Origin of the sequence: Pullulanibacillus sp. KACC 23026, assembly GCF_029094525.1 — a bacterium.
GTDB lineage: Bacteria > Bacillota > Bacilli > Bacillales > Sporolactobacillaceae > KACC-23026.
The window spans coordinates 860,414-886,964 of sequence record NZ_CP119107.1 but is presented as its reverse complement, the minus strand read 5'-3'; the positions used below and the strand labels follow the sequence as shown (position 1 = coordinate 886,964).

At 41.5% G+C, this 26,551-nt stretch carries 22 protein-coding genes and 1 riboswitch; of the genes, 4 read left to right on the top strand and 18 right to left on the bottom strand.

What is annotated here, in order from left to right:
* Positions 1–312: 312 nt before the first annotated feature.
* Positions 313–2,091, bottom strand: a complete 1,779-nt coding sequence (locus PU629_RS03860) for an SLC13 family permease (RefSeq protein WP_275282958.1) — start codon at positions 2,089–2,091, stop codon at positions 313–315.
* 464 nt (positions 2,092–2,555) lie between these two features.
* On the opposite strand from PU629_RS03860, the gene PU629_RS03855 reads away from it, so the two are divergent.
* Positions 2,556–3,284 (top strand): glycerophosphodiester phosphodiesterase, encoded by a 729-nt coding sequence (locus tag PU629_RS03855; protein ID WP_275282957.1) that lies wholly within the window; start codon positions 2,556–2,558, stop codon positions 3,282–3,284.
* 475 nt (positions 3,285–3,759) lie between these two features.
* On the opposite strand, the gene PU629_RS03850 is transcribed toward PU629_RS03855, so the two are convergent.
* The 7 genes from PU629_RS03850 to PU629_RS03820 all read right to left on the bottom strand — a co-directional run bounded on the left by PU629_RS03850 (position 3,760) and on the right by PU629_RS03820 (position 11,060).
* The gene (locus PU629_RS03850) at positions 3,760–4,404 is read right to left on the bottom strand and encodes a transposase (protein ID WP_275282956.1); all 645 of its coding nucleotides are present in this window, start codon (positions 4,402–4,404) and stop codon (positions 3,760–3,762) included.
* Between the two features lie 697 nt (positions 4,405–5,101).
* The gene (locus PU629_RS03845; RefSeq protein ID WP_275282955.1) at positions 5,102–6,430 is read right to left on the bottom strand and encodes an ABC transporter substrate-binding protein; all 1,329 of its coding nucleotides are present in this window, start codon (positions 6,428–6,430) and stop codon (positions 5,102–5,104) included.
* A gap of 190 nt (positions 6,431–6,620) precedes the next feature.
* Positions 6,621–7,457, bottom strand: coding sequence for a carbohydrate ABC transporter permease (locus PU629_RS03840; protein ID WP_275282954.1), 837 nt, complete (start codon positions 7,455–7,457; stop codon positions 6,621–6,623).
* Positions 7,454–8,377, bottom strand: a complete 924-nt coding sequence (locus PU629_RS03835; protein WP_275282953.1) for a carbohydrate ABC transporter permease — start codon at positions 8,375–8,377, stop codon at positions 7,454–7,456. The genes PU629_RS03840 and PU629_RS03835 overlap by 4 nt, the downstream gene beginning before the upstream one ends.
* Positions 8,378–8,416: 39 nt before the next feature.
* Positions 8,417–9,046, bottom strand: a complete 630-nt coding sequence (locus PU629_RS03830; protein ID WP_275282952.1) for a glycerol-3-phosphate responsive antiterminator — start codon at positions 9,044–9,046, stop codon at positions 8,417–8,419.
* 282 nt (positions 9,047–9,328) lie between these two features.
* Positions 9,329–9,724 carry an SMU1112c/YaeR family gloxylase I-like metalloprotein gene (gene gloA2 / locus PU629_RS03825; RefSeq protein ID WP_275284350.1) on the bottom strand — a complete coding sequence of 132 codons (396 nt, stop codon included), beginning with the start codon at positions 9,722–9,724 and terminating at the stop codon, positions 9,329–9,331.
* A gap of 97 nt (positions 9,725–9,821) precedes the next feature.
* Positions 9,822–11,060 (bottom strand): DUF445 domain-containing protein, encoded by a 1,239-nt coding sequence (locus PU629_RS03820; RefSeq protein ID WP_275282951.1) that lies wholly within the window; start codon positions 11,058–11,060, stop codon positions 9,822–9,824.
* Positions 11,061–12,067: 1,007 nt separating this feature from the next.
* Positions 12,068–12,161: riboswitch (cyclic di-GMP riboswitch) on the top strand.
* A 15-nt stretch (positions 12,162–12,176) separates the two neighbouring features.
* Here PU629_RS03820 and PU629_RS03815 point away from each other — a divergent pair.
* Positions 12,177–12,326 carry a hypothetical protein gene (locus PU629_RS03815; protein ID WP_275282950.1) on the top strand — a complete coding sequence of 50 codons (150 nt, stop codon included), beginning with the start codon at positions 12,177–12,179 and terminating at the stop codon, positions 12,324–12,326.
* An 816-nt stretch (positions 12,327–13,142) separates the two neighbouring features.
* Here the strand turns inward: PU629_RS03815 and PU629_RS03810 are convergent.
* Positions 13,143–14,546, bottom strand: coding sequence for a hypothetical protein (locus PU629_RS03810; RefSeq protein ID WP_275282949.1), 1,404 nt, complete (start codon positions 14,544–14,546; stop codon positions 13,143–13,145).
* Positions 14,547–14,849: 303 nt separating this feature from the next.
* Positions 14,850–15,905 (bottom strand): glycosyl hydrolase family 18 protein, encoded by a 1,056-nt coding sequence (locus PU629_RS03805; RefSeq protein ID WP_275282948.1) that lies wholly within the window; start codon positions 15,903–15,905, stop codon positions 14,850–14,852.
* 371 nt (positions 15,906–16,276) lie between these two features.
* Here PU629_RS03805 and PU629_RS22545 point away from each other — a divergent pair, with 371 nt between their 5' ends.
* Entirely contained in the window at positions 16,277–16,540 is a 264-nt protein-coding gene (locus tag PU629_RS22545) for a competence protein ComK (protein WP_481900498.1), read from the top strand.
* Between the two features lie 267 nt (positions 16,541–16,807).
* Here the strand turns inward: PU629_RS22545 and PU629_RS03800 are convergent, their stop codons facing one another.
* The 3 genes from PU629_RS03800 to PU629_RS03790 all read right to left on the bottom strand — a co-directional run bounded on the left by PU629_RS03800 (position 16,808) and on the right by PU629_RS03790 (position 19,032).
* Positions 16,808–17,074 (bottom strand): hypothetical protein, encoded by a 267-nt coding sequence (locus PU629_RS03800; RefSeq protein ID WP_275282947.1) that lies wholly within the window; start codon positions 17,072–17,074, stop codon positions 16,808–16,810.
* Between the two features lie 532 nt (positions 17,075–17,606).
* Entirely contained in the window at positions 17,607–18,488 is an 882-nt protein-coding gene (locus PU629_RS03795; protein ID WP_275282946.1) for a GNAT family N-acetyltransferase, read from the bottom strand.
* Between the two features lie 31 nt (positions 18,489–18,519).
* A complete protein-coding gene (locus PU629_RS03790; protein WP_275282945.1) occupies positions 18,520–19,032 on the bottom strand; it encodes a GNAT family N-acetyltransferase in 513 nt (170 codons plus the stop codon).
* Between the two features lie 367 nt (positions 19,033–19,399).
* Here PU629_RS03790 and PU629_RS03785 point away from each other — a divergent pair, with 367 nt between their 5' ends.
* Positions 19,400–20,380, top strand: a complete 981-nt coding sequence (locus PU629_RS03785) for a LacI family DNA-binding transcriptional regulator (RefSeq protein ID WP_275282944.1) — start codon at positions 19,400–19,402, stop codon at positions 20,378–20,380.
* Positions 20,381–20,567: 187 nt separating this feature from the next.
* On the opposite strand, the gene PU629_RS03780 is transcribed toward PU629_RS03785, so the two are convergent.
* The 5 genes from PU629_RS03780 to PU629_RS03760 all read right to left on the bottom strand — a co-directional run bounded on the left by PU629_RS03780 (position 20,568) and on the right by PU629_RS03760 (position 26,550).
* Positions 20,568–21,218, bottom strand: coding sequence for a YesL family protein (locus tag PU629_RS03780; RefSeq protein ID WP_275282943.1), 651 nt, complete (start codon positions 21,216–21,218; stop codon positions 20,568–20,570).
* A 123-nt stretch (positions 21,219–21,341) separates the two neighbouring features.
* Complete coding sequence (locus PU629_RS03775) at positions 21,342–22,628, bottom strand: Gfo/Idh/MocA family oxidoreductase (RefSeq protein WP_275282942.1); 1,287 nt, start codon at positions 22,626–22,628, stop codon at positions 21,342–21,344.
* A 51-nt stretch (positions 22,629–22,679) separates the two neighbouring features.
* The gene (locus PU629_RS03770; RefSeq protein ID WP_275282941.1) at positions 22,680–23,567 is read right to left on the bottom strand and encodes a glycoside hydrolase family 43 protein; all 888 of its coding nucleotides are present in this window, start codon (positions 23,565–23,567) and stop codon (positions 22,680–22,682) included.
* A gap of 28 nt (positions 23,568–23,595) precedes the next feature.
* Positions 23,596–25,650, bottom strand: a complete 2,055-nt coding sequence (locus tag PU629_RS03765; protein WP_343076304.1) for a glycoside hydrolase family 65 — start codon at positions 25,648–25,650, stop codon at positions 23,596–23,598.
* Between the two features lie 54 nt (positions 25,651–25,704).
* Complete coding sequence (locus PU629_RS03760; RefSeq protein WP_481900473.1) at positions 25,705–26,550, bottom strand: carbohydrate ABC transporter permease; 846 nt, start codon at positions 26,548–26,550, stop codon at positions 25,705–25,707.
* Position 26,551 lies beyond the last annotated feature (1 nt).

Below are 26,551 nucleotides of genomic sequence, written 5' to 3'. Positions count from 1 at the left end.
CTAAAAAATTTGTAATGCCCAATAGCAAGTCTCTGAGCGTGCCGAACCCGCCATCTCTTGAATCTGTGAACTGCAAACTGCGCCACCTTGTCCGTTAGCACGCCCGGCCGCCTAATCTCCGGCACCTGCTGACCTGTTGTCGCGCCGCCTAAACTCCGGCATCTGCTGGCCTGTTGTCGCGGCCGCCTAATCTTCGGCACCTGCTGACCTGTTGTCGCGGCCGCCTAATCTTCGGCATCTGCTGGCCTGTTGTCGCGGCCGCCTAATCTCCGGCACCTGCTGGCCTGTTGTCGCGGCCGCCATTCTCTCGCTTTAAAAATAAATCCAGTAGACCATCACGACCGTAGTCATCATAATAACTAGGCTTAATGGCACGCCAATTTTAACGTAATCCTTGAAGCGATAGCCTCCTGGTCCGTAGACGATAAGGTTGGTTTGATAACCGATCGGCGTGATAAAGCTTGCCGATGCACCAATGGCAATCAACACGGCAAAACCAAGCGGGCTGACGTGAAGCGTATCAGCCATCTGCAAGCCAATCGGAATCATCAGCACAGCAGCAGCACTATTAGTGATTAACTCTGTAAAAATATTTGTTAATAGATAGACCATGATAAGGATAACAAATAACCCCATCGGTTGACCAATGGCAATGAGCCCATCCGCAAGCCATTTGGCCAAACCAGTCGTCGTCATAGCCGATCCGACACCAAAGGAACTTGCAATCAAAAGTAAGACATCAAACTGTATATATTTTTTGGCATCGACTGGCGTTATTAATCGGGTTGCTAATAAAAGAAAGGTCGCCAAGGCCATCGCTTTAAACATGGAGAGAAAGCCAAGCGTCACCAGAGCAATCATCACGACAAGAATGCCAATAGATAACAGCCCTTTTTTCAAATCTCGATTCAATCTGTCAGGCGTATCAATAGAAGACACAACGTAAAAATCACTGGACTCTTGGTATTTTCTAATAAAATCTGACCCCGCAAGCAAAAGCAGCGTATCGCCCGCTTTTAGACTAATATCGCCCACCTTACTTTTGATCCGTTCATTATTACGATGAACCGCAATAACCCCCGCATCAAAATTAGAGCGAAACCTTGCCTTTTTAATCGTTTTGGATAACAGAGAAGAATTGTGAGACACAACTGCCTCAACAAGTAGACTTGACCCTTTTTTCAAATCATCTAGTTCAAGATGCGTCCCCGTCTCAAGCGTCAACCCTTTAACGCTTTGTAAATCAACAATAGTTGAAATTAGACCTGTAAAAATTAAGCGATCGCCCGCCTGTATAATCGTAGAAGAACGAACCGGTGACAACCGTTCCTCGCCCCTAATAATTTCAATTAAATACAAGCCTTTTAACTTCCGCAGCCCCGCCGCGTCAATGCTCTGATTCACATAAGGAAACGAGTCATCTACACGCATTTCTGCTAAATACTCACGTGAATCCTCACGCACCTTTTGCTCAAATCCCTTATGCTCGGGAAGTAACTTGATTCCTATTAAAAAAATGAACAAAAGCCCGACTACCGCCACGACCACTCCGACCGGTGTCAAGGTGAACAAGTTAAACGACTTAATGCCGTTATCCAAAAGCAGACCTTGAACCACCAGATTAGTGGACGTACCCATCAGCGTCATCGTTCCGCCCAAAATCGTCACATAAGACAATGGAATCAAAAATTTAGATGGCGCAATCCCACGGTCCTCGCACCACTTTTTAATAATCGGAGTAAATGTAACCACAATTGGTGTATTGTTCAAAAAGGCAGACATCAACGCAGTTGGAATAAAAAAACGCAGCATTGACCCCATTCGAGACCGACTCTTCTTCAACCAACGCGTCATTCCTTGATCAATCAGCCCATACTTCTGAATGGCCCCAGCCACAATAAACAATAACGCAATCGTAATCATGCCTTCATTTGAGAAGCCCTTCAACGCCTCATCCGGTGTCAAAATCCCCGTTATCAAAAAAATAACAAGAACCGAAAACACCACAACATCCGGACGCCCCACCTCAAACAAAAGCCCAAGCAACATCAACACAATCATAACCAACACAAACACCATCTGAAAAGACATCAATCGCAATCCCCTCTTGAAACGCAGGGACGGTTCTCGCGTTTCATTTTCTTCGCTCAATGAAACACAGGAAACACAGGGACGGTTCTCCTGTTTCATTGCCCACGTCATAGCTCTGCAAAAAAGTTCGGCGGGATGCCTTCCCCTGCAACTCGTTCCCTTACCAAGCCGCCAAGTTAGATAAAATCCCTACTAACACTCTAACCCTTTTCGCAAACGAACTACACTATAATATACTAATAAACTTAATAAAATCTTAACAGCCTAATCTCGTCTGTCCCCTCATAGCTTTGACTTTTTATTGAAATTTCAAGCAAAGTGCTGTCACTAAGAAAAGCGCCCTCCCATTTATTTGTAAAGCTTTTGTAATTTCAACTATAGAGCTCTTTTTAATACTCCAGTTGATTCTATAATATAAATATAATCAGAATGGAATCAATTTTAAATGGGGAAGAGGCTATTTTATGAAAACTAAGATTATAGCTCATCGAGGATTTAAATCCGCCGCTCCAGAGAACACCTTGATAGCTTTTGAATTGGCAAAACAAGCTGGCACAGACGGAATTGAGCTGGACATCCATAGAACAAAGGATGGAAGTCTTGTCGTCATGCACGACGAGACATTGGATAGAACATCTAATGGAAGGGGATGGATTAAAGATATCACCTTTGCAGAACTCTCTAAGTTGGATGCTGGCAGTTGGTTTGCCCCAGAATTCAAGGGAGAAAAAATCCCACTGCTTGAGGACGTTCTTATTTGGGCAAGAAGCCAAGGCATTTTTGTCAATATTGAACTTAAAACAGCAATAGTCGAATACCCAGGATTAGAAGACGCTGTCGTCGATTTAATTAATCGTTATGGCCTTCATGACCAAGTCCTTTGCTCGTCCTTTAATCATGTTAGTCTAAAGAATATAAAACAGCTTGATCCCGATATCCAAGTGGCCATTCTATATGCCCAGCAATTAGTGGATCCTTGGCTGTACGCTAAACATATAGGTGCTGTAGCCATTCACCCCTATTTCAAACATATTAGTCCCGAAATCGTCATGGCATGCAAAAAATATAAAATCGACATCAACCCCTATACCGTAAACGAAATAAACGACCTAGAAACCATGATGAACCTTGGCGTCACCTCAATCATCACCGACTACCCAGACCGACTAGCAAGCCTAAAACTATTAAAATAAACGCAGGTGGAACGCGGTGGAACGCGGGTGGAACGCGGGTGGAACGCGGGGACGGTTCTTCTGTTTCATAAATATAAATACATTACTTTACTTAAAGAAGCGGTCCTGCCGCTTCTATTTTTTGTAAACAAAAAATGAAGGACCATTCTATAGAATACCTTGGATTTCTTGTACTTAATTTAAATTCTTTGATTTTGTAGCCGATTACTTGAATGTTAGGTTGAAACGTGAGATCCGTCCCTGCGTTTCACTTGGTGCTTTGCTTGAAACGCGAGATCCGTCCCTGCGTTTCACTTGGTGCTTTGCTTGAAACGCGAGATCCGTCCCTGCGTTTCACTTGGTGCTTTGCTTGAAACGCGAGATCCGTCCCTGCGTTTCAAGCGGCACTTAATTATGCTCGAAAGATAAGGGTTTTTGAGATTCCCATAATTCTTGCGGCTTGGCCTAGTGAGATGCCGTTTATTCTTTTTATCTCTCACAGCACTTTTTCTCTCTCTGACTTAGGCAGACTCTTAATTTGTGTGATTTCATAAATACCTATGAGTTCTAGAATGGCTGTTCTTGCCTCTTCATCGGACAACCTTTTTTTAACCAGCTTTTCATCTAGGCATGTATCATCATTCAAGCTTTCGTTAAATGCTCGAAATGCTTCTCTTGCCTCTGCGATATGCGGGGAGAAGCATCCAAGAACAAGCTCACTATCCAACAGGTCAACAGAATAAGGGACTTTGCCATAGTAAGTACTACAACTGCTCCATTTCCAATCTTCAGCGCGACTGACCATTCCAGCTTTTAACGGATTCTGGTGAATATACCTTACGACAGTTAGTAGATAGGGTCTCTCTTCAACACATTCACTATTAAAACGATCCTGAAAAAGAGAACCTGTTGTTTGGTACTTCCAATTGAAATAATTAACATAGCTAATCCCTATCCGCTTCATCGTATCTGAAATCCCTTCATTCCCCTCTTTTATCAGCAAATGGACATGGTTACTCATTAAACACCAAGCATAGATGTTCAAATCATTTTTGTTCTTATAGGTTTTAAGGATATCAAGAAATTTCCTTCTGTCCTGATCGTCGTGAAAAATAGCCTGTCTATTAACTCCTCTCCACATAATATGATAGACTCCCGTTTTGCTTTTCACTCTTGGATTACGAACCAACTTATCACCACTTTCAAAAAAATATTTCTTTTGTCTGCCCATGGTGACCTTGCAAAAAGACTTTTTCATTGGAATTAGAAAAAAATAGTGAGGCGATCGGAGGAAATGAGACGAGAACCAGCTTTTTTTCGAGGAAAAGATGAAATGAAACGCGAGATCCGTCCCTGTGTTTCAGTGGGAGAGGAGGTTATCATCTTAAACTATTCTACATTCAGGTCACAAGTCCTTCAAAATTCCCAAAATATAATCTAAGAATAGAGCCATTCGCTAAGGTGTATGGGGTGAAAGACTAAGAATTGCCAAAATTACTAGAGCATACTTTGTGTGTCTTCCGTGAAAATCCCTTTTTCTTCTCATAGTTAGGAACAGACCTTTTCGAGCAATATTTTTCAGCAGAGGTCTGCTTCCCAAGAGCCAGCAATATTTTTCTTTCTGATAATAGAAAAAGAGCACAGCGAACCCTTCACTGTGCTCGTTCTTGATTTAACTAGAATGTCCTCTTCAATGCTGGGTAAGCAAAAAAATCTTGCTCACCTTTCACTGTAAAACGGTTCCTGCTGCCCTATCTGTTGAAGCTATCAAATGAAACGCGAGATCCGTCCCCACGTTTCACCAACGAAACGGAAGAACCGTCCCCGCGTTTCATAGGTCAACCACCTAAGATGCTGTTGGCTTGGTCGACGGCTTTTTTGAGTTGGTCGCCGACTGGCTTCCCTTGGTCAAAAATACCTTGCAAGGATTGCTGCATGTATTGTAGGACGTTAAGCAGGTGCTCGGAGGCAGGAGCTGCTTTTTGATATTGAAGCTCATCAATAGCTGTTTTGAATTGCGGGTTTTTCTTCAAGAAATTTTGGTAAGATTGATCTTGAACAGCATCTTTTTGAACAGGCAGATAACCGGTTAATTGTGACCATTCAAGTGTTTGTTTTGGTGAAGTCCACCATTCAATAAACGTTTCAGCTGCCTTAACATGATCTTGCGGAATGCCGTTCATGATGGCCATGTCACCACCGCCTGGAGGTACATTAAGGGTTTTGTCGCTTGGCAAATAAGCGGTGCCCCATTCGAACTTCGAGCCAACACCTTGTTGAACTTGCGCGGCACTGCCAATAGAATCGAGATCCATAGCCACTTTTCCGTTAATAAAATCATTAGTCATGAGTGTCCAATAATTGTCCCCTGTCTCAACAAGGGCATCCCCGCTTTTGACTAGATTTTGCTGAAGGGTAAGGACGTGATTGAGCTCAGGTGTATTAAAGGTGGCTTTTTTGCCATCTTTTGAAAGAATTTCACTTCCTGAGGACCAAGCCATTGATTCCCATGGCCACCAGTCAACAAGCGGACCATAACCGTAGACCTTGGAGTCGCCAGAGCCACTTGTTAATTTTTTGGTATCCGCTGCGAGTTCATCCCAAGTTTTTGGAGGGTCTTGAATACCAGCTTTTTTAAACAACGTTTTGTTGTAGTAAAGGACTGGAACGCTTCGGTTGAGCGGAACGCCATAATACTTGCCGTTCCATTGCGTACTGACCAACATGCCGTCTAAGAAATTATCTGGCTTATCAACAGAGCTATTTTTCATAAAATCCGTTAAATCCATTAACTTCCCAGAGTTTGCAAAAACACCCATGGAATTCACTTCGATTTGAGCAAGGTCAGGCGGGTTGCCGGCAGCAAGAGCGGCAAGCAATTTTTGCTGTTCAGGTCCTCCGCCCGAATAGCTGCCTTGGTAGGTCGCCGTAACGTGTATAGCCGGGTGAGCGTCATTGAATTTCTTGACCATCTTCTGTACATCCTTATCCAAATCCCCACTAATTCCATACCATAGTGAAATATCAACAACTTTATTTGATCCAGATTCTGCTGTTTTGCCTGCGGTGCCGCTTGTACTAGCGGAATTGCCGGATGTCCCGCATCCTGATAAAAGAATACCTAATGACACAACTGCCGAAACTACCTTCAAAGGAAAAGCTTTCAACCTATTCCCCTCCTCAAAATGGGCTTATTTTAATTTTTTAAAAACCGTTTTGGCCCTCTTAAATTTGAAATGGCTGATCGAACGTTCTGAAACGCGAGATCCGTCCCCGCGTTCCATGCACTCTCAATGAAACGCGAGATCCGTCCCTGCGTTCCACCCCCGCGTTCCACCTGTCTCTCTGTTTCTGGCATCACCCCTTTACGGCGCTGCTCATGATCCCTCGGACGATGTAGCGTTGTCCAAGGAGGAACAGGGCGAGTGCGGGTAAAATGGTGACAAGGTCGGCTGCCATCAGCAGGTTCCATTGAAGGGTTTGTCCTGGCTCTTGGCTTAGGAAGTAAGAAAGAGCGACTGGGACGACCCGCATGTTAGCCGCGTTCGTCGAGATCAATGGCCAAAATAAGTCATTGTAATGGAAGACGAAATTTAATAGGACAAGTGTAATAATGATGGGTTTGGCATTCGGCAAAACAATAGTGCCCAGGATACGCCATTCCGATGCGCCATCAATTCGCGCAGCATGCACGATCGCTTTAGGAACCGACACAAACCCTTGTCGAAGAAGGAAGATTCCGAAAGCACTCCCGGCAAAAGGAAGCACCAGTCCCATGTAGGTATTGATCAGATGCACTTTACTCAAAATGAGGTAAACAGGAATAAAAGTAGCCTGCATCGGTATCATCATGGCGAGCAGGATAAGAAAGAACCATCCTTTACTGCGGTGCATAGGAATAAAGACTAGAGCATAAGCTGCTAAGCTTGAAGTCACCACTTGGCAAAACACAATGAGGGCACTCATGATACAACTGTTTAGAAAAAATCGGCCAAAAGGCTGGGCTTTAAGAGCCGTTAAGAGATTCCCAGGTGCAAAGTGAGATGGGAAAAAGTGCGGTGTCGTTGAGAGAATATCTGAATTCGGCTCAAACGCACTGACAATCATCCAGTAAATTGGAATCAAAATAGACGCACAAGCGATAATCAAGAGAGCATGCCCCATTACTTTTTTAACTAAAGAGTGCTGATTCATTCTTCCACCACCCATCTTTGACTCACTCGCAATTGAATAAAGGTTAAAAAGCCAAGAATCAAAAGCAGGATAACCGAAGCAGCTGTCGCAGGGCCAATGTTATACATGCCAAATCCTTGCTGGAATATGTAATAAACGAGCGTGGTCGTTGAGCCGTCCGGACCGCCTTTGGTCATAATGTACACTTGATCAAACGTCTGAAGCGATTGAATGATACAGACCACGACCGCAAAGAAAAGGCTGGGTGTCAGAGACGGAAGCGTCACCGTTTTAAAAACGCCCCAATTTCCTGCTCCATCCACTCGCGCTGCCTCTTTCAAAACCATTGGAACGCCCTGAAGACCCCCAAGAAAAATCAACATGTAGTAGCCCGTAAACTGCCAGATGGTCACAACCATGATGCTGATCAGCGCATAAGGCTGAGTGCCTAACCATTTCGGACCTGAGATTCCGAATAGACCAAGAAGATGATTAATCAGCCCGCTGTCACCAAAGAGAAGCGACCAAATCAGCCCAGAAGCCACAAGCGGAATAACATAAGGCGTAAAAATGATCGTTCGATAGACGCGCGTCCCCTTTAAGCCCATATCCGCTAAGAGCGCGAGACCAAGTCCGAGCGGAAGAGCGACTACCACCATAGACGCGCTCACCAACCCAGAATTCCTCAGCGCTGTTAAGAAGTAGGTATCATGAAACAAAAAAGCATAATTTTTCAGACCAACAAACTTTGGAGTCGAACTCAACAAGTTCCAATTCAATAAGCTCAAATAAATCACATAAATGGCTGGCACAAAAACAAAAACCGTGATAAAAAACATAGCTGGCAGCAAGAACGGCCAATGGGTAAAGCGATACAACCGCGAACTCCTCGCCCTCATCACCACACCACCCTGCGCCCTCGCAACCACCATCTTATCCATCCTCATCACCGCTCCTTCTTTAGGGGGTCAGACCCCCCTCTATATATTAAGCAGAAAACCCTTTGAAGCTTTTGAGGGGTCAGACCCCTTATCTAAAAAAGCTTGACCTAGCTTAAGTCGGCTTGTTGAAACGGCTAGCGCACCATGATTGATGGCTTTTTGGATCTGCTCCTCATCGCTAATGAGTCCTCCTGTAATCAATGGGATATCAATGGTTTGCTTAATTTTTCCAAAGACACATGAGATAAGCCCTGGCATAACCTCAATAAAATCAGGCTGAAATTCCTTGGCAATCTGCAACCCGTTTTGGACTGCATCAGTATCAACTAAGAACAAACGCTGGACTGTGCAAAAACCCAAACTTTTAGCAGATCGAATTAACTGTTTTTTGGTCGTAATAATGCCATGCGGCTTTATGTAATGGGATAAAAACTGAAGCCCTTCAAAATCAACGCGAATACCTTGCACCTTTTCTAAATGAAGAAAAACAATTTTATTTCTGTTTTTCAAGACTTTAACGTAATTTTGAAGATTATTAATACTGCCTTCTAATAAGAATCCTATGGTAATGTCCGATTCAAGAAAATGATCCAGCGCTTTAGGTGTTTTTATTGAAAAAATGATCTGTTCCCTTCGCAAAACCTCTAATATCCTATCCTTCTCCTCCAACTTCCTCATCCTTTCCCATAGAAAAAGAGAGCTTAATTCCAGCAAACGGTACTCTGTCCAAAACGCACAGACAACCCTCGCTTCATTAACGCTCTCTCTGATCTCTCCAAGGCACCTATTTACTTGTTGACTTAACTCTAACACACCTATGTAAACCTAGTGTTAATTCAATGTAAAGCTTTTGTACATCTTCAAATGAACGCAGAATGAACGCAGGGACGGTTCTCGCGTTCCATTTAACCAATGGAACACGAGAACCGTCCCTATGTTTCACTCTATGATTTAACTCTCATACAATTCTATGGGCTGGTGGTCTGGGTCTTCAAAGAAGGTAAATTTCTTCCCCGTAATTGGATCCAATCTCACCTCTTCAACCTCAACAGCTTTTTCCCGAAGCTCTGCCGCTGCTTCTTCTACATCTTCCACTTCAAAGGCCAAGTGTCTTAGCCCTCTTGCCTCCGGGTAACTCGCTCGCTCCGGACTGTTTGGAAACGAAAAAAGCTCAATTTGATAATGACCATTGACCATTAAGTCTAACTTGTAAGACTCTCTCTCACTTCTATATGTTTCCTTCAAAATCTCTAAACCTAGTACATTCACATAAAAAGACTTTGAAACCTCATAATCCGAACAAATAATAGCAATATGATGAATCTTATTTAACTTCACTCGTTTCATTCCTTTCATTTGCAACAAAGGGACGGTTCTCGTGTTCCACTTAATCAATGGAACACGAGAACCGTCCCTGCGTTTCACCCTCGTGTTCCACCTTTAATTAGAAAAGGGATAATATGATGCCGATGACGAAGCCGCAGACGGCACCGTTAACTCGAATCCATTGGATGTCTTTGCCGACTTTTTCTTCAATTAATAAGGTTAAGGTGTTGTCATCTAACTTGTCCAAGTTTTCTTTAACCATGGCCCCAATTTTTTCATGATTCTTATCGATGAAATCAATGACACTTTTTTCTAACCACGCATCGAACTTGTCCATTAAGGCGGGATTTGATTTTAGTTTTTCGAAACCCTGCATAACATAGGGGTAAATGGTTTGATCGACTTTATTAGAATCCCCCAATATATGAATCAAATTTTGTTTAAGTTTTGTCAGAACGGATCCAATCTCACTGGAGAGATCATGCTGGCTAATCCACGCGTTCTTCCAGCTTTCCAAGGATTCAATCAGTTTTTCATTGGATCCTAGTTGACTAATTTCGCCCCTGATCGTTGCGATCAAATCATTTCTTAGCGAATTATCCTTCTGCTGCAGATCTACAGCTGCATTTATAAGCAATTTTGAAAGGATTTGCCCCATTTTTTCATCACTCATCATACTCACAAGCGAATTAAGAGCAAATTGTAAAAAGCCATCCAATTTAAGGCCAGAAAGACCTTTTAGCGATGCCGCTCCAATTTTATTGCGATTCTCTTCTTTTTGAATCCACTCACTTGCCTTATTAAGGATTAAATCAAATCCCTTTTCCTCTAATTTCTGTTCCAGCAAGAAAGGAAGCAGTGAATCGATTAGCTTCTTTGAATTTAAAGACAAAAAGTAGTTTTTCAATTCCTTCTCAAGTCCGTTTGCTATAGGCGTTATTTCACTACTTTTTACCAGTTCAATTAGTAACGATGCGAGGGTCTCCTTTGCCTTCTCAGAACTTATTTCTTTTTCCAAGAGGCTAATTAGCTGTTCAGCCGAAATCCGCTTGCCAATTTTTTCAATAATACTCGACTTGCTTAACCAATTATCTTCCACCATCGAGATGATCCCTTTTGTCATTTTCTCCCTGTTATTGGGCAACAGGGCGGTATGAGGAATCGGCAAACCCAATGGATGGCGAAATAACGCCGTGACAGCAAACCAATCGGCGAGCCCACCAACTAAGCCCGCTTCAAAACCGCCATGCAATAGTTTCAATAAAAAATTTTGGTGAAAGAACAGGGTAACGATAAACCCTATTGCCATCAAAATAAGCGAAGTCATCGCCAAAAACTTAGAATTACTCTTAGACATGTTCCTAAACTCCATTCCTTTTGTTCGGACGGCCATTATGTTTCTCACAAAAGCTACATTAAAAATGAAACGCGAGATCCGTCCCCTTGTTCCACACAACCTAAACACCACTAAATAACCTAACCCTATTATACCCTAATGCAGGACGGGAAACGCGGGAGAAACGCGGGGACGAAACGCGGGGACGGTTCTCCCGTTTCACTCGTCACTTTAGGTCGGCACTTGCTGACCTTCTCGGATTTTCCGTCTACCTTCTAAGATCTTTTACCAACCTTTTAGGATTGCTACCATCCTAGGGCGGGCGCTCACTGACCTTCTGGGGTTTTTCGGTGACCTTCTTAGATTTTTGGCCGACCTTCTTGGATTTTTTACTAACCTTTTAGGATTGCTACCATCCTAGGGTCGGCACTCTGAGGACTTCTGGTGTTTTTCGGTAACCTTCTTGGATTTTTGGCCGACCTTCTTGGTTTTTTTACTAACCTTTTAGGATTGCTGCCATCCTAGGGTGGGCGCTCACTGACCTTCTGGGGTTTTTCAGTGACCTTCTTGGATTTTCGGCAGACCTTCTTGGATTTTTTGTCCACCTTCTTGGATTTTTTACTAACCTTTTAGGATGTCTGCCATCCTAGGGGCGGCACTCACTGACCTTCTGGTGTTTTTCAGTGACCTTCTTGGATTTTTAGCCGACCTTCTCGGATTTTTCGTCTACCTTCTTAGATTTTTTACTAACCTTTTAGGATGTCTGCCATCCTAGGGGCGGCACTCACTGACCTTCTGGGTTTTTCAGTGACCTTCATAGAAAACTATCGAGTACCTTTGTAAGAAAGTAGAATCTTTTGTCGAGTTTTAAGAAAGCGCTTGCAAAGGACCGGAAAATGTACTACATTAATACTATTAAATTTTAATCCATTTCATTTTACCTATGCCACAACGTTTCAAAAGAGTTGCTTAGAAAAAAAAGATGCAATGGAGACTTAAGGCTTTTTTATCTTTTTGCTGTACGCTTAGTCAGACAAAGGCAAACTAAGGGAAATCTTAGGACGCAAAACTTTAGGGGCTAAAGTGTGGATTTAGGGAACACTATGCCAGCCAGTTACCAAAACGGAGGTGCGTACCATGACAATTGCAATTTGGTGTGTCGTATTATGGTTGTTTGCCGTCTTCTTTTATCTCAGTCTTATGACTGTTGCAAAAGAAGCTGATGAGCGCAGCTTCCAAAACTACAGCCTCGCCATCCAACATCGTGACCACAAGAGAACGCGTTGAAGCGTAAATACTTGAGGCTGCCTAGAACCATCAGGTAGTCTTTTTTCATTCAAAAAGATCAGTTAAAGTATCATAAGGGGTCCGATCAAGCAACGTCGACTCCACCCCTATCTTGAGCTAAAATTCAAGCAAAGTTTCTGCCTGATCATTGCTCGCTCAGGTCCAGACCCCTCTTCAATCTAGTGCTAACTCTCGCGTCCGCCACCAGCTCCCGCTATAGACTACTTCCGCCACCTGCTCCTGCCTCAACCCATCGCTCGCTAAAATGGGCCCCTTGAGATAGACATCCTGCCCTGCTCCCAAGCGACCACTTTATGGTACGTCCTCTATAAAGATTCGGGTTATCTGCCACATTCTAGAACCCGACCACAAAAGCAAAAAAGAGACACACAAGAAAAAAGACAACGACCGTAAAGGTTCTCATGCCGACAACCATCCTTTGCAAACCTATTTATATTTAATAGGGCTGTCCTCTCCGCCCCCCCTCATTATAATGTATGTTTCAGGGAGTCTCCTTGTTCGTGAAACGCTGAAGAATGAGCCCGTTCTATTCCCTTTAAAGCTGACGACAGCTCTCCCACTAGAAGGGTAGCTCTCCTTTTTAGTTTAAGGTGAAACTTTCCCCACATGCCCCCTGCAAAAATGAAACGAGAGATCCGTCCCCGCGTTCCAGCCATGCCTCCTGCAAAAAAATGAAACGAGGGATCCGTCCCCGCGTTCCGGCCATGCCTCCTGCAAAAAATGAAACGAGAGATCCGTCCCCGCGTTCCAGCCCAAACACCGCGTTCCAACCCCATCCCCGCGTCCCACCCAGTTTTATTTTAGGGATATGGTGATGGGGTTGGTGTTGACGGGTTCTTCATAAATGAGGCCGTCTATTTCAACTTTAAATCCTTTCTCGGGGGAGTCTGCGTTGGGGCGGCTAAAAAATGTTTTGGTTTCACCAGTCCCCTCATCTGTAGAGAATTGATCGGGTGTATCTAGGTCGATTGATTTTCCATCCAAAGTGGTAAACGTAATAAATGTAGTTTGATCCCGTGCTTCCTTAGACATTTTGCTCGCAAAATTTTTGGATACAAATTCATATGCAGTAGGTTGTGCTTCGTTCCTTGAATCACTTTTGAATCCCAAATAAAAAAAGCCATCCTCTTCCATTTCAATTCCAAAATAAATGTGTCCACCTGGTATATCCGCCACTTTTTCCTCACCATAATTGGTGGAGAGCTTCTTAAACATCTCCGGAGTAATTGTAAATTTTATCGACTTATTCAATTTGTAAGACACTTTTTGGGGGATGATTTGCACGCGATCCCCAGAATCCTCCATATAGGCTGAATGGCTATTAAAGTCTAAACTTGTCGTATCACCTGGCAAAAATTTATCCACTGGAGATGAATCGCCATCAGCAGGCCGAAATTGATAGGTTAAATTTACTAAATGTTTTTTATTGTTAAGCGTCTTGAATTCCAATTCATCATGATCATAATATTTTTTTACTTTTGTAAACTGGATGGTTGTCCCTTTTACCTTCATTTCTTTATTGATCGGATTGGAGCCTACATAATACTTATCCTGATTCAGCTTTACGGGAAAGGAAATGTTGCTAAGCGACGTTTTGGGCTGTCCCTTCACCTCTAAGGTGGGATCGAGCAGGGTCGCTTTGTCAATTTTATTCAGGACATCCATATAGTTTTCATTACCCTTCAACTGCAACGCACCTGGGTCTACCTCAAGACCAAGTAATTTTTCATCGTAGACTTTATAATTATAAGTTAAGCGAGAGGGCGTGTTGACTGAGGGATCCTCATTGGTCGTAACATCCACTGTTTTTCCGTTTGAAAAGTGGAGTCGGATTTTATTAAAGCTTAATGTGGGGACATCAGTCAGTGTTTTATCGCTATTTCGCAGATCAATACTATAAAGTACATATAAGAAGCCTTCATTCAACCAAGCTTTTTCGATATGAAGGGTGCGCTGCATATTCACAAGAGGGACATCCACGCTTTCATCCATCATAATATGATATTGATTGGCTGGTTCTAGTAATGGCATCGCACTGAATTCATCTTTTAACAGATCCGCTTTTGATGATTGAACATGAAAAGTCTTGGCATTCACCTTGAAATGCTTCGTCTTGTAGTCATTAAATTTCATATATACTAAAAAAATCACTAACACCAGAGCAACCATGCCTATTTTCTTAAAAGTAGAACCCATCATCCCAACCACTCTCTCATCTCTATTTTCACACTATTCAGTATAACAAAAATAAGTGCAAGAAAGAGGAACTTCTTTGAAAAATTTTTTGAAACGCAGGAAACGAAGGGACGGTTCTCCTGTTCCAAAAGCGAACAGGAGAACCGTCCCTAAAAAGTCTATTTCATCTTGATATTCCTCTGACTGAAACGCGAGATCCGTCCCCGCGTTCCAACCTCCTCACACTGAAACGCGAGATCCGTCCCTGCATTCCACGCGTCCCTGCATTCCACGTCCCTGCGTTCCAACCTCTGCGTTGCAACGGCTTCAGTGAATGCCTTGGATGGGGTTTAGGGCGGCTTTGTAGAAGGTCCATAGGGCTGGGTCGTCTTGGCCAATGCTCCAGACTGCGGAGCCGCCGAGATCGTTGGCGGTTACGGCATTTAGTTTACTGGAAATGGAATCGTGGTTTTCGTAATAAAGCGTGTAGACGCCAACCGGCAGAGGATCGGACCAGCTGTTTAATCGAAAGTGGCTGTTATTTCCAACCGCAAAGGTAGCGACTGGCGTTTGCTGGCTTTGCGAATAGGTCAGACTTGGATGGAATTTAGCCATAATCGTGTTGACTTCATATAAAGGAACTGAACTTCCAGAAACCGACATATCGGTGTTCCATATACGCCCGTACAAAGGAATACCTAAGACAAGCTTGTCCTTTGGAACCCCCTGATTCAAGGCGTAATCAATCGATTTAGTCACAAAAGGCAATCCGGCAACAGGGCCAGGGGCACTTCCTGCATAGCTTTCATCGTAAGCCATGAGGATAATATAGTCAGACACCTTCGCAAGAGCCCTATCATCATAGGAACCCTGCCATCCAGCCGTCCACCCCGCTGGATTAGCTGCAACAGCGACCGATACTTCTTTCTTTCCTAATTTTTGCTTAAGGAGCGCGGTTAACTGGGTTAAGGCTTGCTTATCGGATGGTCCCAAATCCTCTAAGTCGACATTGACTCCATCTAAATGATATTTATTAACGGCCTTGGCAATCTGAGCGGCAAGAACCTCGCGATTGGCAAGCGCCTTCTCACCCAACTTTTTATTCCAATCCGCTGTTAGTCTCGGAATCACTTTAATAGACTTTTGATGCATATCATTTATAAACTGTGTATCTATTGATGTTAAATCTAAAGATCCATCCGCATTGACACCAAAATAAGTCGGGGACACACGGTTAAACGTACCATTCGTGCGATTAATCGATGCCTCAAATGAGCTGGGCGGTCTCCCGTACAGATAGGCAAAACTTATTGGAGTTTGAGTTTGAGCAAATGAACGGTGACTCCCAAACGAAAAAAGACCAATACCAATAAGAAAAGACAAAACTATTTTTTTCAGAATCTCAACTCCATTTCTTACTATTTTTTCTCTCCTAATCTATCATACTAAAATTCGACAATGTTTTTAATGGCGATTCTTTTAAATTTCGGTTACATATCTATTTAATCGCAAGGAAGGAGTACCTGCATGGCAGCATCAAGAGTAAGAGCTGCTTTCCCTTATAAGCTAGCCAAAAAGAATTCGCATAGGAGAAACATGTATTTTTTATCAAAAAATGTCATTTTAAGTCTTGACTAATCCAGAAAAGCGGACTATAAACGATATATAATTAGATTAGTTAGTTAATTTTTAACGGATATTGTCTACTCTCGGATACCACCTCTATTAGCCTTCTCACTGCCTGACCTGTAAAAATCACGGGTGCCAAGCACAAAGTCCCCCTCCCAATTGCTCCAAACCAAGGGATCTATGCCTTTCCGACCCAGTCACCGAGCCACTATGACTGTCATTGGATCTTCTATCAGCGTGTTCACCACATTCAACCGCATCCTGCACACTCCGGCCAATCACTTGTTTTCTTCACGACCGGACAAGAAGCGCTTGAACTGCCGATTTCGTTCCCCATTTTTGGAAAGCAATTGCACCGAACAGCATTTCGCATATTGAGATTCAACTAAATCAGGAAAAAGGGACGAGACATCGTCTCGTCCCTTTGCTTCATTCAGTTGCTGTGGGGGCGGCGCTTTTCAATTGACGGACTCTCGTGAAACGAGAGATCCGTCCCCGCGTTCCATCTAGCGGACTCTGTGAAACGACAGATCCGTCCCCGCGTTCCACCCCCGCGTTCCACCGGTTTTCCAAAAAAAATAAGATGACTGCCAGGGACAGGGGCCGGTTGTACCTGTCTCTGGCAATCATCTTACCTCTTTTTTATACATAGCATTTTAACTAACTATTTGATTTTGGCTTTCTAGGGTAGCTCTGTAGACAATTTCAATGGGTTTCTTAAAGAGTGGCTTTTTGTAAAAAAACAACCGATAGCTATTGTCGGCTAGCAAATCGTAGGATTCAAGTTTAAGCTTTTTCTTATTGGCAAACTTCTTAAAGGCTTTTTCTGTCGTCCCTGCCTTAATCGTCTCTACTCTGGCATTTGGGCCCGCTTCATAGTGACGTCTTCCATCATATTCTAAGAAAAAAACATAATTCACCACCGCTGATCCAACCCTTCTTCTTTCTTTTTTTGATAAAATAAATATCAATATTCCGAATTCTAACCTTAGAGTTCTCCATAAAAGTTTTATTAGACTCATGCGTGTTTTTATTTTATCCATTCACATTTAAGGGGACAGACCCTTAGGACTTTTCTACTAATTACATACTGTATTTTACCATATCATCTATTTGTTTTTCTAGTTTTTTAGGTAATAATACCCATCAAAACGCAATACAAAAGTCGCTAAAAATCGACAAAGAACGAGCTGAATCTTTGTCATTTTTAAGATCTATAACAAACAAACGCCTATAATTATAGGCTCTGTCGAAAGTTTTTTACCTCTTTGCGAAATGAGAGGGTTAGGAAAAATAGACTTAGAGGGGTTAGATGAATTGGCGAGCACGATAGCTAAGTCGGAATGCTTCGTCATCATGCCCGCAGAAGATCCGTTTTTTTGGTTAAATTGCTTGTATTTGCTAATAAAGCGAAAGGTATGCCGTTTTAGAAAAAGCGGTCACAGTTACTTTTCTTTAGGCTTTAGAGGTGAGGGGATGTTTAACTTGAGACGGAAATTTAATAGAATCCCTTGTTTTTACAAATAATGCATCCTCCCCGTTATAAATAGTTCCTTGAGTCTTTATGTCCCGATCATCCGGGGTAAAATGGAAAATAATTCGATTCGTAGTTAGACTCGAAATCTTTGAAAGAATACTGGCAAGATGAATTTCTCTTTTACTGATAATATCAAAAATATGTAATTCCTTGTCCTCTTGCTCAAAGATGACAATGGCATCTTCATCTTGAATGTAGTAAATACAATGATTAAAAACATACAGACAATAAAACATAAGCAGTTCTTGATCATGGATCGTACCAAAACGATTCGAAACGGGCACCCTATCTAATGCGAATGTGTAAATGAAGTTAAGATCATCAGCATGACGACCGTCTAGTTTGCGCAAATCACTTTCTTCTGTTTGGCCTGCTGCATACTCCATTGAAAACGGATAGTCATTGATCGCTTCAAAGCCAAATTTCGGATAAAAATCTAAAACGTTCTGATTAGCGAACAAGTACATAAAATCATAGTGGTTTTCGTATTCTTTTAATACTCTGTTCATTAAACGCTTAGAAAGTCCTTGATTTCGATAGTCGGGATGGGTCATCACGGTTCCGATTTGTATGGCCCTTTTTTCCTCACCCTCTATTACAAAATCTAATAAGTTTACCGAAACATTGGCTACCACTTTGCCCCCTTGAACATAAGAAAAGGGAATATAACGCTCTTTCCAATACCCCATTTGATACCACTCTTCAAAATGAATACCAAAAACTAAATTGGCCAACTCATCGAAGCTTCTTCTTAATGCCTCATCATTTTTATAATCCTTATAAAATGTCAATTCTGCCAATTTGACACCCCACTCTTCTGTTTATGACGGATCATTTAGTCAAATGCAGCACCCTATATTCTTCATCATAATACTCTCCATTAATTTTCAATGCCCGTTCTTCTAATCCAAACACTGCAAATCCTAATTTCGTATAAAGTCGCTTCGCATTTTCATTTGATTTTACAACTGTTAAGTGGATTTTTTCTATTGAATCAATTGATTTTGCTTGGTTAATGGCAGCAGTAAGAAGTTCTTTTCCTATTCCTTGGCCCCGGCTTTCCAAGCTGACATACATGGCAAAAATATTAGCTTTATGTCTAAGTTTCATTGGTTTTTCTTGCATCAACGTGACCATACCAACTAAAAAGTTATGATGATTAAAAGCACCAAATGTGTAAGTCCCTTCCGCTGCCAAATTACGCGCGACCCCTTCAATTGGGTTTTGTCTTTTTACGACTTCTTCATAACTTGCGGCAAAGGCCTCTGGATTTTGTTGCAAAGCCTCTAATCTTAATTTCCAATACTGCTCTGCATCTGATGATCCTAACAATCGAATATCCATATGTTTCTCCTTTTTAATTATTGTAAAAACTGCCTTGAAGATCGCTCCCGTTAAATAAATATAACAGTAGGAATTTTTTTATGGATAGGTTTAGTTTCAGCTTCGCAGCCACATAAACGTTATCGTTCTAAAAAAATTCTCTGTTTACGCCCAACTTGATTTTATTCAATTTTAACACTATTACATCATAAATAAGAAAGACAATTGGAAGAAGCGTTTCATCTTCTGTCTCAGTGTAGGTGAAACGCGAGAACCGTCCCTCCGTTTTATTTTTTCTTGTTGAATTTTGAACAAAAAGTTATAATTTTGATAACAACGTTGTTAGTGCGCTTTTGAAAAAAAAACAGTGGTGAGGGGAGAATAAAGTATGAGTATTACTATAAAAGACATTGCCAAAGCTGCTGGTGTCAGTTATTCCACCGTTTCTAAAGCCCTCAGAGATAGTCCTCTCGTCAAATCCCCTACCAAAAAAAGAATTAAACAAATCGCAAATGAGCTGGGATATCAGCCTAATCTTGCAGCTCGAAGTCTTGTGTCAAAACGCTCTAATACAATTGGAGTAATCTGGCCCACGATTGAACGTATCGTACTTTCTAGATTAATCACTAAGATTAACAAACGCCTTGAAGAGTACGATTATACAACCCTTATATCAATCAATGATGTGGAATCAGCTTTGCAAATTTTTAATCGTTATCATGTTGATGCGATTCTTGCTTTTGATATCCAAAATTTAAATCCAGATTTGATTACCAATGTCCCTATTGTTGCTTACGGGATTTCCAATCAAGAGACATTGTTTCCGCTTGTTGATGTGAATCGTCGCAAAGCCATTTACAAAGCGACTCATTCACTTTATGAGCTAGGGCATCGACATATTAGCTACATAGGGGCCCGAATCAATGATCACTTGCAAGGAGAAAAAGTGAAAGGGTTCAAAGAGGCTTTAGCAGAATTAGAGCTACCAATAACCAAAAATTCAATTATTTACGTAAATGATTTTGACCAATATGATGGGTATGTGGCGGCTAGATACCTATTAGAAGCTTCAGGTGAAAAGCCAACTGCTATTATTAGCGGGACTTATGAGCTTTCAAAAGGTCTCCAACAAGCAATCCATGAAAAAAATCTGACTATCCCTAACGACTTTTCCATCATCAGCTATGATAATATACAAAATATGCATCGTTTAGATATGCCCTTGTCAACAGTCGGTGTTCCACTTGATACCATTACAGACAAGTTAACAGAACTTCTTTTAGATGTTATTGATGAAAAAGAGGTTGCTAATAAAATAGAACTGGAACCGGAATTAACCATTACCCTTTCATGCCGACCTTTAGATTAATAAAAAGAGGATGTCCTAGCAGCGGTAACCCTAGGCACACCCTCTTTTTTGTTATTATTCATCTTGTTTAAGCCTATAAGACAACGTGTAGTCAAAGGTTGCTTCTACTAAACTTGTCGTGAAAATAACTATTAGAAAGGGATTAAAGGATTTAAGAAAGGGAAGTTTTCCCCTACTTTTAAATAACTTAAGTATTCATGTTTTTAATAATCAGTTCTGATCGACCTTGGTCATCTATCTTAGTGAAACGCCTATAAGAAACCCACATTATAATAAATCCTAGTCCGCTGACACTAAAGAAGAGGAAAGTAGTAGGGAAGTGTAATAGAATAAAATAGATTCCAATCATCGAAACAAGTGTAATCACATTCCCTATAACGTTAGACATCCCAAGTAGAAAAGCAAACTTTATATACTGGAACATTTTTAATTGATAATGTACGTAAAGAGGAAAAATATTTAAAACTAAGATTGCGTAAAAAAAGGCTAGGACAAAGAAGAAATATAAAGCAATTCTAGAGATCCCATCATGAATTTTACTAAAATAATAAATATCCAGATATAAAATTCCACCCAATAAGCATAAAACAAATCCCAATAAATTAATTCTCAGAAACTCTTGTTTGTAATATTTCCAGAATGTAGGAAGAATAGGAATATCCACCTCTCCCATTATCAATTTCCGGATGACAGCGAATAAAGCAGCGGTTGAAGGCATGATCCCCACTATTAGGAGTCCAAGAAACGTAAATAAGATCCATAATATATTGAGATAAACTAATTTCACTATCCAAGTGGTGATCTGATATACCCCGCCAGTTAAGCCGTTAAAATTCACCGTCATCCCTCCCATGTAACGTCAAAAAGTGTTAGATGTAGTTTCTATTGCCAATTCTATAAGACCCCTACCTTACTTACTTCTATAAGACTTTTCAATATATTGCAATATATTGATTATACCCTAAAATTTAACCAGTGTGTCTAAATCAACCGGTTGACCTGTTCGAATGGAGTGGTTACCTGCTATTCCTGTCAGAATGGATTTAACCCCATCAATATGTGAAGCGGCTCTGTTAAAACGATCTTCAACAGCTTCTCCAAAGATATCTCGAAGCAAGACAGGATCACCACCGCCATGGCCGCCTTCTCCTTCTTCGATATCCACTTCATAAGGTTTACCTATCATAGGATGAACCGTTATGACTTTAGATTCTAAAGCCCCTTCATCTGATTTTTCTCCACCTGAATTGACATAGGATTTTTCTACAATTTTTGCTTCAATTCTGCCTTTTGTTCCATTAAAGACCACATTAAAGCCTTCCCATGGGGCATAGGCATGAAGGGAATACGTTAATAGGGCTTTATTTCTAAATTTAGCTATTAAAGCCAGTGTGTCTTCTGTACTAATTCCATCTCCGAAGACACTTTGGTCACGTTGATATCCGTCTTCTTTTTCAGCATCTAGATACATAGCTTTCAAATGATCGTTTTCCTCAAGATGAAGAGCAAAGTGATCCTTCTTCGCCTGCTCACTGCCAAATGCTCTTTGATAGAAAACCGTTTCTCCACGATTTTCCGCATTTTCTCGGCCATAGAACATGAGATCGCCCATCGCTAAAACAGTTTTAGGATAAGATTGTAGCCAAAAATTCACAAGATCAAAATGATGGGTCGCTTTATGGACCAATAGGCCCCCACTGTTTCGCTTGTCACGATGCCATCTTCTAAAATAATCGGCTCCATGTTCGGTATTTAACAGCCACTCAAAATGAACGGCGTGAACATTGCCTATTACGCCTTCTTCAATTAATTCTCTAATTTTCGTATTATGAGGCGCATAGCGATAGTTAAAGGTCACCCTTAACTTTCGATTCGTTCGGTTAACAGTATCAATAATAGCTTGAGCCTTTTCCTCGTCAATCGTTAAAGGTTTTTCCGTAATAACATCACAGCCTAACTCCATCGCTTTTATAATATATTTATGATGCGTCCTGTCGACCGTGGTGACAATGACATATTCCGGTTTCAAATCAAGAATCATTTGTTCAAATTCATGAGACTTATAAGTTGGAACTGCCTTGTAATTATATTTTTTCTCTAATAAATGATTAGCATAATCCATGCGAGTTTGGTTTATATCACAAAATCCAATAAGCTCTGAAGAATCTCTATAATCTTTAGCTAAGGCTCCATAGAAGAATTCAGCACGGCCGCCTGTTCCGACTAACACATAAGTTTTCTTTTTCATAATGGTTTCCTCCTGTTTTGGCAACGTTGTTATTGTTTAAAAAATAGAGAGCTACTTTACTTTTATTTCACCGTTTTCAAGGGTTCCAAGATCTAAAAAGAAGGGGCGTTCATCTGGAGTTCTATTTGGCGCATGTAAAGTCAACTTAAAGTCCCCGTCAAAAGTTTTAAAGATCATGCCATGCCCTCCATTTTCCTTGTAAACGGGTTCTTTATCATGAACCCATGGTCCAAGAAGCTTACCGGTTAACGATCTTGAAATTCCTTGGGCATATACATTATTGATAAAGCTTGCCCAAAGCATGACTAGCTCCCCATTAGGCAATGTCACTACAAAAGGGCCATCCGTTACATAATTTTCAGCTCCTGGAAAACGACGGTGTTGAAAAGAAGTTGGCCATCCTGCCTCAGAGGCGCGAAAAAGGAGAATCGGTTCTCCGACTGGTCCCGTTAGATCTTCCTTTAGTTGTAAAGCACAGATTTGACCATCTGTCACTTGAACCCATTCATGACAGAATACCATCCAAGGTGTTCCTTCCTCATCTACATACAGCGTTCCATCCAAGGAATTCCATTCTTTAGGAGTCACAGGCTCTTGGCTATGCGGTTTGAAAGGTCCCATTAAATCATCCGATACTAATAGGCCCGTCCCACGTCTTCCATTGTCTTTTCTGAGAAAGGTGGCAAACATATAAAAGCGATCCTTATAGCTATGAACTTCAGGTGCCCAGTAATTTTCATCTGAATAAAAGTTGTCTTCAGGACGAAAGACTGGAAATGGCCCTTCCCAATTCTCGAGATCTTCACCCACATACACATCAAACCCTGTCCCCTTCCCCCAAATATTCTTATCGGTACTGCCGTAAAGATAATATTTTTGGGATTTCTGATCGACATAAACAAATGGGTCACGAATTTGGATGTCTTCCTTCTTTAACATTGAAACTCTCCTTCCATTCCTTTACCACTCAAATCATCGGGTGAAGACCTTCCCACTGAATCTTCCACTTTCCATTCCTAGGAAACCCCGGTAAGGATTGATCTTCTGTCCCTTCCCAGCCTCTGATCATCATTGAAAGGGCTGTGAGCAGACCGCCGTTTCCAGGTAAATAACACGAAAGGCTTGGAGTTTGATAGTTATGGCCATTTGGTAAATAAGTATTTTTAGTTGTATCCATTAGTAAGAAATTAATGGCTAAATCCCCTTCTCCAAGTCTTGCCGCCGTCATAGCACACATTGGGAAATCCCATCCCCATGCTGTTTCCCATTGCCAATCCGTTTGGACCCGTTTGAGAGTATGCCTCATCATTTCTGAATCAATCAAATGTCCAGGTAAGAGACCCAACGCCGCGACCATCGAGGGGTGATCATGATTAAACTGTTCAAACGTATTCGAGCAATTTTCATGGGCAAGATAAACACCATCATTATGTGGAGGCATTGACAGTCGACTTGACACATCCAACCATTTTGGATTCCCTTCTTCACCGAGACGTTCCATCCAATTTGCAGCCAATTCTAACCCAAATTTCCAATACTCCAACTCGTAAGGCGGATTTTTACTCATGTTTGGATCATGGCATTCCTGAGAGGGAATTAGTGGCGGACCTAGTACATAAGCCTGTTTGTCATCCTCCCAAACCACGTAAGACACCATGAAATCCGCTGTTTCTTTAATAATGTCTTTCCATCTGACTAATACTTCTCTATTAGGATTGGCTCGATAGTAATACTCTGCTAAGGCAATCGGATGTGGCTGCTGCCAAATCAAGAGCGGAGCAATTGGAGATGGACTTTGTTTCCTATCTATCCCTATTTGCTTTGGCCAGCGAGCTCCCTTATAACCTTGTTCCTCTGCCAATTGCTTTGCGTATGGCAAGAGGGTTAAATACCAATCTAAACTCTTGACTAACAACTCTTCTCTTCCCCATAGGGCAAAATGAACCCCATGCCACCAATGCATTTCTAAGTGGAATTTTCCAAACCAGCTATTGTACATATACCCTGTCTCTTGAGGAGGCATGGACCCTGCACAGTGAACAGCAGTTAAAAATTGGGATAAGACGACTCTTCTCTCTAATTCGGCAGCTCTAGAATCCGTGCTTCCTGAAAAGTCAATGGCACCGCCTGACATCCAGAATTGCTCCCAATGTTCTTTACTTGCTTTATAGATAGCCTCAAAGCAATGATTCTCAGGGACTTCTGCTGCGAAAGAAACCGTAAAACGACATTCTTTTGCTTGCTTGTCTGGTACAAGCCGCCATTCATGAGTGGATACCTGTTGCAGATCACCAGAACTCCACTGCCAGCCTACTTCATAATTGTCTTCATCAAGTTTCCGTTGAATTCGAACCGAATCTTCTGTTTGGCTCAAGACTATCGTTTGATGTCCTTTAATCCCCTCATAATTTGGAAAAATAGCTTCCTCCCATCTTGTTGAAGGGATTTCAGGTGATGGGAATCTCATAAAGACCTGTAAGCGTCCTGAACAAATTAATGAAGAATTCACCTTTACACCGATCTCGTTCGTAATGGGGTGACAGACAGTTATAACCGAAACAGGCTGACCCTCAATAGAAAAACGGCTGTACAGCACCCCTTCCCAAAGGTTGAGAACCTGGTCACTGTCTATTAAATCTGCCAAAACAACGACTTCATTATTTTCTTTTAATAAACGAAAGCCTATTTGTCCTAAGTTCAAGCGATGAGGATTTTGTCTTAACCAATGATACGCTTCCTCCTTATCCTCTGGACGAAGAGGATAAGGAACTTGACGTCCATATGTCTCTAATTTTTGTAGTTTTATATCTTCAAAATTATAAAGCTCCGGTTTTTGCTTAAAATGCCAAGCCCACTCAGATTGATGGCCCAACGGAACCTCATAATCCCTAGGAAATGATTGAAGCCCTGTAATATCAGCTGTAAAAGCATAGCGGCCATTTCCCACAGATAATGGGGATAAAGGCTCAGGCTTGTCGTAATGAGGAAAGTGCCTTTGAATGACTTTTTGACGTTCAATCAACTCCCATCACCCACTTCCTTATAATTAATATAATTGCTGCAATCTATAAGCTTATTAACCTTTAATGCCTGAAGTTGCAATGCCTTCCACAATGTACTTTTGGAAGAAAAAGAAGATGATTGTAATGGGTAGAATAGAGAGCACCGACATCGCAAACATGGCTCCCCATTCGGAATTTCCGGATGAATCTAGGAATAATTTTAATCCTAATGTTACGGTATATTTATCGGTACTATTCAAATAGAGCATTTGCGAAAAGAAATCATCCCAAGTCCAGATGAATGAAAAGATTGCTGTTGTGATAAGAGACGGAACCGCAAGAGGAAGGACGATTTTAAAGTAGATCCTGATAATTCCACATCCATCCATGATGGCACTTTCATCTAGTTCTTTCGGTATTCCACGGATAAATTGAACCAACAAGAAAACGAAAAACGCATCTGTGGCAAAAAATTTAGGAACAGTTAACGGCAAAAACGTATTAATCCAACCCAAATAATGAAAGATCGCATACTGTGGAACCAATGTAACATGTACGGGTAGCATTAAAGTCATAAGCATACAGCCAAACCACAACTTCTTAAGCGGAAAATTCAGTCTTGCAAATGCATAAGCCACCATTGAACAAGAAATGAGGTTAGCTATAACATTAATTGAACTAATAATTAAGGAATTTTTAAAAAACAGACCAAAAGACATGCCATCAATGATATGCCAGCCTTGAATATAATTTTGTAATGTAAAATGGCTCGGCCAAAGGCCTTCTTCACTAAAAATAATATTTTCAGGTTTAAAGGAACTAGATAACAGCCATAACACAGGGTAAAGCATTATAATCCCGATAAGTGTTATAACAACGTAAGTAATAACACGTCCAACTTTTATCTTCTTTTTTTGCACT

Coding starts and splice junctions, on each gene's coding strand:
- PU629_RS03815 (WP_275282950.1), top strand. CDS start 12,177: ATGACAATTGCAATTTGGTGTGTCGTATTATGGTTGTTTGCCGTCTTC.
- PU629_RS03835 (WP_275282953.1), bottom strand. CDS start 8,377: ATGGATAAGATGGTGGTTGCGAGGGCGCAGGGTGGTGTGGTGATGAGG.
- PU629_RS03820 (WP_275282951.1), bottom strand. CDS start 11,060: ATGTCTAAGAGTAATTCTAAGTTTTTGGCGATGACTTCGCTTATTTTG.
- PU629_RS03840 (WP_275282954.1), bottom strand. CDS start 7,457: ATGAATCAGCACTCTTTAGTTAAAAAAGTAATGGGGCATGCTCTCTTG.
- PU629_RS03850 (WP_275282956.1), bottom strand. CDS start 4,404: ATGTGGAGAGGAGTTAATAGACAGGCTATTTTTCACGACGATCAGGAC.
- PU629_RS03810 (WP_275282949.1), bottom strand. CDS start 14,546: ATGATGGGTTCTACTTTTAAGAAAATAGGCATGGTTGCTCTGGTGTTA.
- PU629_RS03775 (WP_275282942.1), bottom strand. CDS start 22,628: ATGAAAAAGAAAACTTATGTGTTAGTCGGAACAGGCGGCCGTGCTGAA.
- PU629_RS03790 (WP_275282945.1), bottom strand. CDS start 19,032: ATGGATATTCGATTGTTAGGATCATCAGATGCAGAGCAGTATTGGAAA.
- PU629_RS03785 (WP_275282944.1), top strand. CDS start 19,400: ATGAGTATTACTATAAAAGACATTGCCAAAGCTGCTGGTGTCAGTTAT.
- PU629_RS03770 (WP_275282941.1), bottom strand. CDS start 23,567: ATGTTAAAGAAGGAAGACATCCAAATTCGTGACCCATTTGTTTATGTC.
- gloA2 (WP_275284350.1), bottom strand. CDS start 9,724: ATGAAACGAGTGAAGTTAAATAAGATTCATCATATTGCTATTATTTGT.
- PU629_RS03855 (WP_275282957.1), top strand. CDS start 2,556: ATGAAAACTAAGATTATAGCTCATCGAGGATTTAAATCCGCCGCTCCA.
- PU629_RS03860 (WP_275282958.1), bottom strand. CDS start 2,091: ATGTCTTTTCAGATGGTGTTTGTGTTGGTTATGATTGTGTTGATGTTG.